The organism is Neglectibacter timonensis (genome assembly GCF_900048895.1).
GTDB lineage: Bacteria > Bacillota > Clostridia > Oscillospirales > Acutalibacteraceae > Acutalibacter > Acutalibacter timonensis.
Genome location: NZ_LT160638.1, coordinates 294,749 through 307,496, shown reverse-complemented (window position 1 = coordinate 307,496; position 12,748 = coordinate 294,749). Strand labels below are relative to the sequence as shown.

The 12,748-nt window shown below is 57.4% G+C and carries 12 protein-coding genes; 6 read left to right on the top strand and 6 right to left on the bottom strand.

All coding sequences use genetic code 11. From position 1 onward, the window contains the following. The 6 genes from BN3911_RS05155 to BN3911_RS05130 all read right to left on the bottom strand — a co-directional run. Positions 1-1,418: hypothetical protein (locus tag BN3911_RS05155; protein ID WP_147578526.1), on the bottom strand; the 1,418-nt coding region annotated here is incomplete at its 3' end. Positions 1,419-1,422: 4 nt separating this feature from the next. After that, positions 1,423-2,127, bottom strand: a complete 705-nt coding sequence (locus BN3911_RS05150) for a response regulator transcription factor (RefSeq protein WP_066862250.1) — start codon at positions 2,125-2,127, stop codon at positions 1,423-1,425. Between the two features lie 191 nt (positions 2,128-2,318). Continuing rightward, complete coding sequence (locus BN3911_RS05145; RefSeq protein ID WP_066862247.1) at positions 2,319-2,828, bottom strand: Gx transporter family protein; 510 nt, start codon at positions 2,826-2,828, stop codon at positions 2,319-2,321. 36 nt (positions 2,829-2,864) lie between these two features. Beyond that, positions 2,865-3,257 carry a NusG domain II-containing protein gene (locus tag BN3911_RS05140; RefSeq protein ID WP_147578525.1) on the bottom strand — a complete coding sequence of 131 codons (393 nt, stop codon included), beginning with the start codon at positions 3,255-3,257 and terminating at the stop codon, positions 2,865-2,867. Beyond that, the gene (locus BN3911_RS05135; RefSeq protein WP_066862241.1) at positions 3,258-4,319 is read right to left on the bottom strand and encodes an FAD:protein FMN transferase; all 1,062 of its coding nucleotides are present in this window, start codon (positions 4,317-4,319) and stop codon (positions 3,258-3,260) included. It lies immediately after the preceding gene. Positions 4,320-4,556: 237 nt separating this feature from the next. After that, positions 4,557-5,174 (bottom strand): cytidylate kinase-like family protein, encoded by a 618-nt coding sequence (locus BN3911_RS05130; RefSeq protein WP_082942110.1) that lies wholly within the window; start codon positions 5,172-5,174, stop codon positions 4,557-4,559. A gap of 482 nt (positions 5,175-5,656) precedes the next feature. On the opposite strand from BN3911_RS05130, the gene BN3911_RS05115 reads away from it, so the two are divergent. The 6 genes from BN3911_RS05115 (at position 5,657) to BN3911_RS05090 (ending at position 12,681) form a co-directional block, all read left to right on the top strand. Then, on the top strand, positions 5,657-6,340 hold the full coding sequence (locus BN3911_RS05115) for a response regulator transcription factor (protein WP_066862229.1): 684 nt from the start codon (positions 5,657-5,659) through the stop codon (positions 6,338-6,340). Then, entirely contained in the window at positions 6,337-7,803 is a 1,467-nt protein-coding gene (locus BN3911_RS05110) for a sensor histidine kinase (protein WP_066862226.1), read from the top strand. Before BN3911_RS05115 ends, BN3911_RS05110 begins: the two co-directional genes overlap by 4 nt. 73 nt (positions 7,804-7,876) lie before the next feature. Continuing rightward, positions 7,877-9,784: an ABC transporter permease gene (locus BN3911_RS05105; RefSeq protein ID WP_066862223.1), complete on the top strand. Its 1,908-nt coding sequence runs from the start codon at positions 7,877-7,879 to the stop codon at positions 9,782-9,784. Continuing rightward, positions 9,781-10,995, top strand: a complete 1,215-nt coding sequence (locus tag BN3911_RS05100; RefSeq protein ID WP_066862221.1) for an ABC transporter permease — start codon at positions 9,781-9,783, stop codon at positions 10,993-10,995. The genes BN3911_RS05105 and BN3911_RS05100 overlap by 4 nt, the downstream gene beginning before the upstream one ends. A gap of 19 nt (positions 10,996-11,014) precedes the next feature. After that, the gene (locus tag BN3911_RS05095; RefSeq protein WP_066862219.1) at positions 11,015-11,680 is read left to right on the top strand and encodes an ABC transporter ATP-binding protein; all 666 of its coding nucleotides are present in this window, start codon (positions 11,015-11,017) and stop codon (positions 11,678-11,680) included. 158 nt (positions 11,681-11,838) lie between these two features. Then, the gene (locus BN3911_RS05090; protein WP_066862346.1) at positions 11,839-12,681 is read left to right on the top strand and encodes an Mrp/NBP35 family ATP-binding protein; all 843 of its coding nucleotides are present in this window, start codon (positions 11,839-11,841) and stop codon (positions 12,679-12,681) included. Positions 12,682-12,748 lie beyond the last annotated feature (67 nt).

Sequence of the window (12,748 nt, the reverse complement as noted above, 5' to 3'; positions counted from 1 at the left end):
GCGCTGGGCGGAGGCAAATTTTCCCAAGTCTCCGGCCCTGGGGAGGAAACGCTTTCCCCTGGGGAGCTTTCCGGGGGCGGCACCAGGAAGTCCCCGGCGGGCAGTTCCCCCAAATCGCCCCGGTCGTCGTCGTCCCGGCTGCCCCCGCCGTTGACGTGGTAATCGTCGTACAGTGGAAATTCCAGCACGTTGGAGCGTCCCGCCATGGGGCCGCCCTCCACCGCCAGCTGGAACAGATAGGTGCGGTTCCATTCCAGCCCCTCCACCTGGGCCCCGGTGGAAAGCACCGCGCTGCCGGAATATTCCTCCGCGCCGCGCCAGCTTTTTCCGCCGTCTTCCGACACCCAAAGCGTCAGCCGGTCCGCCCCGGTAATCTCCCGGAAAAACCGGACGTACGCGCCCGCTCCCGCGTCCTGCGCGTCCATCAGGAACGGCTGGTTTTCCCCCACCGCGTGAATGGTCACCAAAAACGGGGCGAGCTCCAGCGGAAACCACTCCGGAGCCAGCGGCGCGCAGGCTGCCTCATAATCCCCCGAAAGCGTCTCCGGGAAACTCACGGGGGCCATGGGCACGCTGAAGAGCTGCGCGGGCTCCCGCTCCGCCGTGTCATAGGCGTAAAACTGCGCCCTGCCGCCCAGGGAATCCTCCCAAAGCTCCTCCACTCCTGCCCGGTCCGTGCCCATGGCGGCGCACAGCCCGTTTTCCCGAATGCGGTGGGCGGGAACCGCCGTGCGCTGAATGGTCCTCGCCCCGGGCAGCTCCGGGCTTACCCGGCTGCCGTCCAAAATCACCTCTCCGGTGGAGAGCACCGCCGCGCCCTCCGCCTCGGCCCGGCAGAAAATCAGCCGCACCGGTCTCTCGGAGCGCACCGCCACGGAGCCGCTTCCCTCCGCCCGGAACCAGCCGCCGAGCAGTTCCATGGGGCCGTCCCCCAGCAAATCCACCGCCGTGGCGCCTGTTCCCCGGGCGCTGATTTCCGGGAATTCCCAATTCAGAGAGTAGGCCCGCACCGCCGTGCAATGTTCCCCCACGGCCTCCGCCGCAACGCCGCCCTCAAAGGAGAAACCGCCCTCGGCCTCCAGCAGCGGGCGGCTTGTCCCGCTGCCCGTGAAAAGGACCGGACCCGCCACCCGAAAGGTGATTTCCTCCGGCACAAAAATACCGAAATCCCCCAGCTCCACCGTGACCGGGCGGGTCACCTCCACCGGGGTTTCCAAATCCCAGCGGATATCCCCGGCCACCGTCACCGTACCGCCCTCGTCGCGGTTCAGGGCTTCCAGCAGCTCCCGGGCCGTCGCGCACCCGGGCCTTTCCTCCAATTCGGACGCTCCGCTCTCCAGCGCCCAGCCGTGCGGCGCGGCGCAGGCCGCCCCGATGACACAGAGGCACACCAGCAAAAACAGCCGCACGCTTTTCATAGGCTTACTCCCATTCCTTTTCGGCTTCCAGCGTCAGGCGGTAGCCCCGGCTTCCCTCCCGCTGGATTTGAATGTTTCCCTCTTCCCTGCCGCCCCGCAGCTTGGCGCGCAGGTTGGAAATGTGCACCAGCACCGTGCGGGCGTCCGCGTTGGCATCCAACCCCCACACCTCCTGATAAAGCTCCTCCGCGGTGCGGAAGCGGTCCCGGCCGCGAAGCAGCACGCAGAGCAGCTGGAATTCCTTGGGCTTGAGCAGCAGGTCCTTACCCTCCAGAAAGGCCCGCTGGGCGCGGGCGTCCAGGGTGAGCCCGCCCACGCCCTCCGCCGCTTCGCCCCGGATTCGCTCCGTCCGGCGCAGCTGGGCTTCCACCCGGGCCAGCAGCTCCTCCATGCGGTAGGGCTTGGTGACGTAATCATCTCCGCCGGCCCGCAGGCCCTCCACAATCTGTTCGCTCTCCCCCAGGCTGGTGAGGAACAAAATGGGCGCGGCGGTGGAATCCCGCAGCTCCCTGCAAAGCTCCACGCCGTTCCCGTCCGGCAGCAGCACGTCCAAGAGAATCAGGTCCGGCTGCCGCCGCGCCAGCCGTTCCCTGGCCCCGGCCAGCGTGGACGCCGCCAGCACCTCATATCCGGCGGCCACCAAAGCCTTCCGGTTGTCCTCCAGAACTTCCTTCGAATCCTCTACCAAGAGCAGAGTGGATCTTCGCATGGGCCATTTCCTCCGTTTCCCCTACAGGGCGTGCCTTTCCCCAGCGGCTTTTCCTACATTTAGTATAAAGAATACACTGGGAAAAAGCAAGTGAACTGCACCCCATCTGTTAGATAACATATCACACTATCCAACAGATGGGTGCAGTTCAAAGACGCCAGTTTGCTAAATCTGGACGAAGAGAAAATCCGCTATTGCAAAAGGTACCGCTCAATTCTTTGCAGCGGCGGCAGGGTAAGCTTCAGCACCAGTCCGGTGAGCAGACCGGTTAACACGCCGAACAAAACTAAAAAAGGCAGATAGAATACCACAGCAGCCGAAGTGAGCAACCAGGCCGCGCAGAGCTGCGCAGCATTGTGGGAAAGCGCGCCGCACACACCCACCAGAGAGAGCGAGGCCCTGGTTTTCTGCAGCAGCAGCCACATGACAAGAGCGCTCAAAACACCTCCTGAAATACTCAGGAGGCCCGCTGTGACGCCGCGGGTCAGCAGCGCAAAGCCCCCCTTCAGGCAGGCCAGGAACAGCGCCGCAGGCAGCCCCAAGCTGCCCGCAGCATACAGCACCACAATATTGGAAAGCCCCAGCTTGGCTCCGGGAGGCAGTACTGGAATGGGCGGAATAAGCCCCTCCAAAAAAGAGAAGCTGAGCGCCAGAGCCGCCAGCAGCCCTGTAAAAGCCACGCGGCCCGATGCTTTCTTCACGGTCTTTCCTCCTCCTGCAAATTCTTCAGAAAACGTTCAATAGGTCTGCGCATCTCCCCCGCTGCCGCCTGTCAGCCGGACCGATACTTTAGCAGGGAGGCATAGAACGCTCTCTCCCGCCCGGGTGATCAGGCCGGTGCGTACACAGACTTGATCACGGCAGCCGGAACGGATCACCTGTGCGCCCTGAGGAGAAAGGCGCACCGTCACCTCTATCCCTCCATCCCCCTCTACCGTCACCTCTTTCGGACCGGCAAGTGCAGAGAGTTCCTGCTCTGCCACGATGTTTCCGTCGTACTCAATCACTGCTGTACTCGCCCGGGGCAGCAGGGAAAACACCAGCAGCATCCCCGCCGCCACACACAAAAGCGCCGCCAGAAGCAGGCTATCCCGTCGGGAGATCAAGCGCCTGCGGGTCAGCTCTTCCAATTATACCACCCCCGCGAAGGTATACTCTGAAGAGGACACTGAGAAAGCTTCCGCCAGGTTCTCCGTCACATAGACCTGATGTTCTTCTGTGAGGAACACGGCCCCGGCGCCGAATTCTTTCAGCAAAGGCAGACTGTCCTCCAGTCCCAGCACAAAGCAGGCAGTAGAAAGAGCGTCGCTCAGCGCTCCGCTCTTTCCCCAAACCGTGACGGAAACCAGCCCACTCTCTGCAGGATACCCGGTTTTGGGATCCAACAGATGATGATAAACCTTCCCCGTTTCCTCATCGGTAAAGGTCTTTTCATAGCTTCCCGAAGTGGAGACAAACCCTTCCTGAAGCCGCAATTCCCCCATCCCGCCGGTATTTTCCGGATTGCGGACCGTGATTTTCCAGGGCTCTCCGAAGGGCTTTTCTCCAAATAGACCCACGCTGCCACCTACGGCTATGATAGCCCGGTCTACACCGTTTTGCCTGTAGATCTCCACCGCAGCGTCGCAGGCAGCGCCCTTACCTACCGCGCCAAGGTCTACAGCCGTCCCGCTGTTCCGCAGCGCCGCCGTGCCGTCCTCCAAAAGAGAAAGCGTACTGTAGTCCACTTGAGGGAGCATGGCCTTGATCAGAGACGGCTTAGGCAAGTGGGGATTGTCATCAAAATCCCACAGCTGGCTCAGGGGGGCTATGGTGATGTCAAACGCCCCGCTGCTAGCCTCGCAGACAGACAGGGAAAGCTTGAGAAGCTGCCAGGTCTGGCTCTCAATGGGAATAAACTCCTTTCCGGCCTGGGCGTTGAGCTTCTGAATATCACTGTCCTCCACACGCCAGGAGATCAAATCCTCCAACCCGGCCACCGCATTGGCAGCCTGTCTTGCCGCCTCCTCCCGTTCCTTTCCATAAACCGTTTGCCGGACATAGGAACCCATGGAATAGGTGGTGACCTCATACCCTTTCCCGGAGCCTATGGTCAGGATGGCCGTACATGCCAGCAGCGCAATCCCCAGAATCAGCAGCACGACAGTGATCCGTTTCGCCTGCTTTTCCGAAAGCTTTTCCAAACATTTCATGAACCAGTTACCCCGTGAAAATTTTATTTCTCATTGTAGCACAACACGGCATGGGAAACAACTGATACTTGGAAAGTCCGCTGCAGAACCTGAACGCCATGTGGCGCTGCGGAGTTCCGCCGAAGCGCCTTCTCCCACCCCTTTTCCCGGCACAAAAAGGGGCAGCCGCATCCGGAACGTCTCTCCGTCTGCCGCAGCCCCATTTGTTATTTTCCTAAAACCTTATTTTGTGATAATTTATCTGTCCAATTTTTTCGCCGCATCCAGGATCAGGTCTACCGCCTGCTCCACACTGAATTTTGAGGTGTCCAGCGTCAGGTCGTAATTCATCAGGTCGTCCCAGCGGTTGTTGGAATAGAAATTATAATAGTTGGCGCGCTGTTTATCCTTTTTGGTCACAAAATCCGGCGCTTTCTTGGCCTCGCACAGATTTTTCCCCACAATCCGTTTCACCCGGGCCGCCTTGTCTGCATGGACAAAGACGTTGAGGCAGTTTTCAAAATCCCGCAGGATATAGTCTGCACACCGCCCTATGATGACGCAGGGGCCTTCCGCCGCCGCCTTTTTGATGATATCCGACTGGATGATGAACAGCTTATCGTTGATCGGCATTTCATTGATGCCGGGAATGCGCGACCCAAAGGCATAGCTGCCCATAACCATCGAATAAAGCAGGCTGCTGGTTGCCTTTTCATCTGCATCCGCAAACACTTCTTCAGAAAGTCCGCTTTTTTTCGCCGCCATGGCGATGAGGGCCTTGTCATAGAAAGGAACGCCCAGTTTCCCGGCAAGTTTTTCCCCTACCTCATGGCCTCCGCTTCCGTATTGACGGGCTATCGTGATGACAGGCAACATATTAATTCCTCCTTGTGTAAAAACTCCAATTTTTTTGCTATGATACAGACATTTATATTATTATCTTATAATAATACAATAACTTCTTTCCACTAAAAAGTCAAGTTCTTTCTCGGAATTTTCCCGAAATCAGGAAAACCACAAAAAATACTCCCGTAAAAATAGGGGTTGTGCCGGAAAGCCTTCCTTACTCTCTCTTTTTTCGTCTTTTTCTTCCTCTGTCCGCAATTGATTTTCCCGGCCTATTGTAGGATAATAACATAGATAAGAAAGCCCGCAGAGCAAGCTGGAAGGCTGTTGCCGGCCCATCCTGGAATTTTAGCTGCGCGTCACACAGTTTTCACAAAGCTGTGCTATTTTGAGCAGACATGGAAGCTTTCGTATCCAGGGTCTGGAGCATTCGGAAGCGGCAAGGGGGATGCCGGGTCACAGGGTTTTCCGTCCCAGAAGCAGAATCTGCAAAAAGAAGAGGGGGAATTTTGATGTATCACATCCTTGTTGTGGACGACGAGGAAAAAATACGCACTCTTATCCGCAAATATGCGGAATTTGAAGGCCATCAGGTTACTGAGGCGGAAAACGGCATGCAGGCTGTGGAAATCTGCCGGAGAACCCCCAGCCTGTTCGATATCATCATCATGGACGTGATGATGCCGGAGCTGGACGGCTTTTCAGCTGTGGCGGAGATCCGCAAGACATGTGCTTCTCCAGTGCTGATGCTTTCGGCCCGTGGGGAGGAGTACGACAAAATTCACGGTTTTGAGCTGGGAGTGGACGACTATGTGGTCAAGCCTTTCTCTCCCAAGGAACTGATGATGCGCGTAACTGCTATCATGAACCGGGTGCATCCGCAGAATGCCGTTCCCAAACGCAATCTTGCCAATTTCGAGGGGCTTTCCATCGACTTTGACGCACGTATCGTCACAGTGGACGGGGAACGCGCTGAGCTGTCCCCCAAGGAATACGAGCTTCTCCTCTATATGGTGCAGAATAAGAATATTGCCCTGACCAGGGAAATGCTCATCACCAATGTGTGGGGCTATGATTTCTACGGGGACGACCGCACCCTGGATACCCACATTAAGCTGCTGCGCCGCAGCCTTGGTCCCTACAGCAAGTTCATAGTCACCCTGCGCGGCGTGGGATACCGGTTCGAAACGCCATGAAAATAACGGCGGGCAAAAAAGAAAAAAAGAGTCCTGGGATCCGCCGGCAGGTAGTCCTGAGCTTCGGCGGGTTCATCCTCATCATCCTGGCGCTGCTCTGGGTGTTCCAGATCGCTCTGCTGGGGCCGTTTTACCGGCTTATCAAAATCAACGAGGTTAAGGGCGTGGCTCAAACCCTGGAAAATAACCTGGAAAGCGAAACACTGGAGGAGACGGCCTCCAGGCTGGTCAACGCCACTAACACCGCCATTGTGGTCTCCGATGAACTGGGCAGGCTCTATGTGGCAAAAAAAGCCTCCGAAAAATACGTGCGCCTGGAGGGACTCACCCCCTATGACCTGAGAAACATCTTCGACGGCGTCAACCTGCAGGGGGGCACAAAGATGGAAACGTACCGTTCCCAAGTGGAAACCTGGTTCGGCGGTACAGAGGAGGGAATCCTGTACGCCCGCACCGTGCGTACAAAATCGGGCCTGAACCGGCTGATCCTGCTGGAGAGCGAGCTCACCCCGGTAGATTCCACTCTGGAAACCCTGCGGGTCCAATTGAGCTGCCTTACCGTGGTCATGGTGCTGCTGGGCGGCGTGCTGGCCTTCTTCCTGTCAAGACGCATCGCCCGGCCCATTGCCGCTGTCAATGAATCCGCAAAATCTTTGGCAAAGGGACAATATGAGATCCGTTTTGAGGGCAGCGGCTGCAGGGAGGTGGCAGAACTGGCCGATACCCTCAACTATGCCGCGGAGGAGCTTTCCAAGGTAGAGGGACTGCGCAGAGAGCTGCTGGCCAATGTCTCCCACGACTTGCGTACTCCCCTGACCATGATAAAGGGCTACAGCGAGGTGATGCGCGACCTTCCCGGCGAGAATACGCCGGAAAATGTGCAGATCATCATCGATGAGACGGAGCGGCTGACAAACCTGGTCAATGACCTGCTGGATCTTTCCCGTCTAGAGGCCGGCGTTGTACCCCTGGACCGTACCCGTTTCAACCTTACGGAAAGCATCCGAGCCATTCTCACCCGCTATGACAAGCTGGCCGGTTACCACTTTCCCTTCCAGGCCGGAGAGGCGGTTTGGGTTTGCGCCGACGAGCTGCGCATTTCCCAGGTGGTTTATAACCTGGTGAACAACGCCGTCACCTATGCTGGTGCGGACAAGACCGTTTCCCTCTGCCAGACCGTGGAAAACGAGAAGGTGCGCATTTCCGTCACCGACACAGGCGAGGGAATTCCCGCAGACAAGCTGAAAGACATTTGGGAGCGGTATTATAAGGTGGATAAGGAACATAAGCGTGCCCAAGTAGGCACGGGGCTGGGCCTCTCCATCGTGAAAAACATTCTGGACCTCCACGGCGGAAGCTATGGAGTGGAAAGCGAACTGGGAAAGGGCAGCACTTTCTGGTTTGAGCTGAAGCTGGCAGAGGAAACCACCGCGCTGCCGGATCCGCAGGAAGCTGCACATTGACTTTTTAAAGAGATTGCAGTATCATGGGGAAAAGCACTTTATTCAATTAACGAAATAAAGGGAGCTGATTCTTATGACTTGGAAATACACCGTAAAGCAGCTTTTCCGCACCCCGGGGAAGCTGCTGCTGTTTTTTCTGCTGCTGGTCCTCTCCGCAGCGCTGCTGGTCTCCGGGTTCAATCTGTGGGCCAATACCGGGGAGACTCTCTCGCAGATGTCCCAGGCTTATACTACCCGGGGGACAGTGCGCCAGCTGGCAGACACCACGGAGCTGGTAAGTTATACCAACGCCTTAGGGAGCTTTACCTTTGAACAGCCTATTTATACCAAAGAAATGAAGCTGGAAGAGCTTTCCTCCCTGCCCTATCTGGTTCCTCCCGAAAACCGCCCCGTGCTCTATACCAAGGGCATCCGGGAGAAAAACGGGAATGAGATTCTCACTTATCCCAACACCCTTCAGTATGCGGTGATCAAGTTCCGGGTGCAGGAGGATTTCAACAACCTCTCCGGCGAGACCACCGGACAGCCGGGGGAACGCACTGCCTCCGGCTGCGACCAGGCGACGCTTTCTTCCCTCTCCGTCCTACAGGAGGACGGTTCCTTTGCGGAAGTCTCCCTGCCGGGCTGCCAGGTGCTCATCCCCCAATCTTCAGACCCTTACTCCTATGACTTCAAGGCCTCAGAGGAGTACGTGGCCTATGCCTATCTTGATGCCCGGGCAACCCCCATGGCCACCCTCAGACACTACAGCTACTCCACCGCCACCACCCCGGCCTCTACCGAGTATTCCGGGCTGGAGGAGCTCTACTACCCCTATTCGGATCACTTTCTCACCACGGAGGAGGGAAAGCTTCTCCTCGCCTATGCCCGGAACAGCGCCCTGTTTTCCCGCAACGCCTTTCCCACCGTTCCCACCAATGACAACATGCTGCTGGATCCCTTTTTCAAAAAATGGATCACCATGAAATACGGCAGAACCATCACAGCGGAAGAGTACGCTTCCGGCGCCAAGGTATGCATGGTTCCGGAATACCTGGCCTCCGACCCGTCGGATTCCGACACCAGCCCCAGCGGCTACAACAATTACATGAGCGTGGGCGACCAGCTTACCCTCTCCTTTTACGGCGCTGTATACAGCCTGCCGCCCGTCGATGCCAGCTATGACCCGAAGCAGTCCCTGAACGCGCCCCTGTTCCCCAAGGAAGAGATGGAACCCTTCGCTACCGAAACCTACGAGATTGTGGGTGTTTACCGCCAGCAGGTCCCCTCGGACACGGACGATACGGCGATGTTCGGCTACCTGCAGGTGATCATCCCCGAAAAATCCATCGAGGGAGGCGTTTCCAATATTGTGGCCGGAGGACCCTTTGTACCGCAAAACGTCTCCTTCCTTCTGGAAAACGGTTCTGCTGATTCGTTCCTGCTGGAGTTCGATAAGCTGGGGTACGACAACCTTCAGGTCGAAGTGGACGATATGGGCTATGCGGAGGTTGCCCGCGGCGTGGAAGCGGTAATGCTGGTGGCCCGCATTCTGTTCTTTTCCGGTCTGGCAGGCGTTCTCTGCGTGCTCGTCTTTTTCGTCTTCCTGCAGGTGGCCCGCAGGGAGCGGGAGACCGCCGTGCAGATTTCCCTGGGTTCCGGCAAACGGCGGGCGGCGGCCTCTCTGCTGCTGGCCGTGATGCTGGTAGCCATACCGGGCTCCGCCGGAGGGGCCTTGCTGGGCCATGCGGTTTCCGGCAGACTTTCCGAGCAGGTTTACGACACTGCCTCCCAGAGCGCCTACAGCCGGGAATACAGCGACCTGTACGCCAGCGAAAACCAGGAGCAGGTGACGCTGAAGACGGAGGCCCAGCCCGGCAATACCCTGGCTGCTGCAGTGGGCATTGTAGCCTGTGCGCTGCTGCTGACGGGTTTCTTTGCAGCACGTAATTTTCGGAAGGAACCGCTTGCTTTGCTTTCGAAGGGAGGTGACAGGACATGACTGCTTTGAAAAAAGCATGGCGCAGTGTTCTGCGCCACCGGGGCAAAACGCTGACAGCACTGGCTGTTTCTGTCTCCCTTTCCCTATTCCTCTGTCTGTTCGCCGGAAATCTGGAGCAAAACCGTGCGGAGTGGAACAGACTCTCAGACGGCGCGGATATCCGTATTCAGATCACCAGTTCCAATGGGCAGCAGAAAACCGGGCTTTTGATCGACGACGACCGTCTGGAAAAAATCGAGGCCACAGGCCTGGCGGAACGCGGGCTCTATACAGCGCGCGCCCTGTTTACCGATTCTGAGGATCAGGAAGAGGATGTCAGGAGCCCGCATTTCAACGGCCATATCCTGGCTGCCTATACCGCAGACACCCCGCTGACAGAGGCAGGGGAGGACAACATCAGCTACTTCTCCGGCTATGACAGCTCCCTGTTCGGCGGCAGTGAGGCTGTCTGCCTGCTGCAGGAGGACTTCCTGAACAGCCGCGGCCTGCAGCCGGGAGACTCTTATCACGTCCGGCTCAACACCCTGAAAGAAGGCGGCGAGGTGTATCCTGCGGGTGAAGCCGAGTTCAAAATCGCCGGCACCTTCCGCGAGTCCGGATCCGGCTTTGCCAATGCAGTCGCCGTCTGTTCCTATGATACTCTGAAGGCAGCCCTTTCCCAGTTCAACCTGCATATTTGGCCCTCCTCCGCTTGGCTGAAGGTCAAGGATCCCACACAGCTCAACCGGATCAAGGAGGCCATGAAAGAGGCCAATATCACCTCTGTGCTGCCTCAGGCTTATCTGTTTTCCACGCAGGGCAGCGCCGCGGTGATCAATGACCGGAAATTTATTCTCCGGGCCGAACCCCTAGAGAGGAACATCCGCCTGCTGCAAAGCCTGTATCCCCTGTTCTTTGCGGCCGTCGCCGTCATCGCTTTTTTGGTCTCCTATCTGTTGGCGCAGAGCCGCCGGGATGAAATCGCGGTCTGCCGTTCCCTGGGGGAGAGCCGGACAGGTGTGTTCCTGCAGTTTTTCTGGGAAAGTACAGTGGTCTGCCTTTCCGGCGCGGTTCTGGGCTTCGGGGCTGCCGCTCTGCTCTCCGGCATCTCCCCAGGGATGCTGGCGCTCCCTCTTCTGGGTTATCTTGCCGCCTACCTGCTGGGAGCCGCCGCGGCCATTCTGCTTTTAAACCGCACCAATGTGATCCAGGTACTCACCACTCTGGACTGACGGAAAGGAAGGAAAACAAATGAGTGTGCTCGCTGTATCCGATGTAAAATATGCCTACCAAAGCCGCTACCGTGTGGTAAACGTGTTAAATGATGTCTCCTGCTCCTTTGAAATGGGAAAATTTTATGCCATTGTGGGCAAGTCCGGCAGCGGAAAGACCACCCTGCTTTCCCTGCTGGCCGGCCTGGATCTGCCGGTCAGCGGAGATATCTTTTATGAGGGCAGTTCCCTGAAGGAACTGAACCGGGATCAGTACCGCCGGCAGGAGGTTTCTGTAATCTACCAGGCATTCCATCTTTTCCCCCTGCTCAATGCTCTGGAAAATGTGATGTACCCTATGGAACTCAATCACAAAAAGGGAAAGGAGGCGGCTCAAACAGCAAAAGAACTGCTCCGGCGTGTAGGCCTGCCAGAGAGCATTGAAAAACAGCTGCCGGCCCGTATGAGCGGCGGTGAGCAACAGAGAGTGGCCATCGCCCGGGCACTGGCTTCCCAGGCCAAGGTAATTCTTGCAGATGAGCCCACCGGTAATCTGGATTCGGAAAACGGGCAGAACATAGTGGAAATTCTCCTGGCGCTGGCCCATGAGGAAGGAAAGTGCGTCATCATCATCACCCACGACGAGGAGATCGCAGGAAAGGCAGACGTCGTGTATACCATGCGGGACGGACGGCTTGACAATTGAGCCGGTTCGAGCTAGGATATTAGAGACGGCGGGCGTGTCTCGCATCTGCCTCCTGTTTTTCCGTGGGCCCCGCCCGCATAAAACGCGGTTGGAATGCCTATACTCCGGCCGGAATCCTCATTCTCAATTCTCATGAAAGAAAGAAGTGTAAAAAATCCGTGAGTGAAACCTGCACACACGATTGTTCCTCCTGTGGCGAAAACTGCCCCTCCAGGAACCAGCCTCAAAGCTTTCTGGAACCCCAGAACGCTCTGAGCCATGTAAAAAAAGTGATCGGCGTTGTCAGCGGCAAGGGCGGCGTGGGAAAATCCCTGGTCACTTCCATGCTGGCCGCTACCATGCGCCGTCGAGATGCGGAAACCGCCATTCTCGACGCCGATATCACCGGCCCTTCCATTCCCAAATGTTTTGGCTTGAAAGAACGCGCCGTGTCTGATGAAAATGGCCTCTACCCCGTGCTTACCAAAACCGGAATCAAGGTGATGAGCGTCAACCTGCTGCTGGAGGAGGAAACCTCCCCCGTGGTTTGGCGCGGCCCGGTGATTGCCGGAGCCATCAAGCAGTTCTGGACCGATGTGGTCTGGGGCGAGGTGGACTACATGTTTGTAGACATGCCTCCCGGAACAGGCGACGCTCCGCTGACTGTGTTCCAGTCCCTGCCGCTTTCCGGCATTCTCATTGTCACTTCTCCCCAGGAACTGGTCTCCATGATCGTCTCCAAGGCGGTGGAAATGGCAAAGATGATGGATGTCCCAGTGTTGGGCTTGGTTGAAAACATGAGCTATGTGCAGTGTCCGGACTGTGGGAAACAGATTCCCCTGTTCGGCGAAAGCCATATTGACGAGGTGGCCGCCAAATATGCCCTGAAGGTGCTGGGCAGGCTGCCCGTAGACCCGCAGCTCGCCACTCTGTGCGACCGGGGAGCCATCGAACTGTTTGACGGCGCCTACCTGGACGCTGCCGCCGACCTCATCGAGACGCTTCCCGCCGGGGATGCCTAAGTTCGTTTGCAACGTACAAAACGGAGGAACGGATCCGTAGGAAGAACTCCTGAAATAGTATGTCAAA

Coding starts and splice junctions, on each gene's coding strand:
- BN3911_RS05150 (WP_066862250.1), bottom strand. CDS start 2,127: ATGCGAAGATCCACTCTGCTCTTGGTAGAGGATTCGAAGGAAGTTCTG.
- BN3911_RS05135 (WP_066862241.1), bottom strand. CDS start 4,319: ATGAAATGTTTGGAAAAGCTTTCGGAAAAGCAGGCGAAACGGATCACT.
- BN3911_RS05130 (WP_082942110.1), bottom strand. CDS start 5,174: ATGTTGCCTGTCATCACGATAGCCCGTCAATACGGAAGCGGAGGCCAT.
- BN3911_RS05115 (WP_066862229.1), top strand. CDS start 5,657: ATGTATCACATCCTTGTTGTGGACGACGAGGAAAAAATACGCACTCTT.
- BN3911_RS05110 (WP_066862226.1), top strand. CDS start 6,337: ATGAAAATAACGGCGGGCAAAAAAGAAAAAAAGAGTCCTGGGATCCGC.
- BN3911_RS05105 (WP_066862223.1), top strand. CDS start 7,877: ATGACTTGGAAATACACCGTAAAGCAGCTTTTCCGCACCCCGGGGAAG.
- BN3911_RS05100 (WP_066862221.1), top strand. CDS start 9,781: ATGACTGCTTTGAAAAAAGCATGGCGCAGTGTTCTGCGCCACCGGGGC.
- BN3911_RS05095 (WP_066862219.1), top strand. CDS start 11,015: ATGAGTGTGCTCGCTGTATCCGATGTAAAATATGCCTACCAAAGCCGC.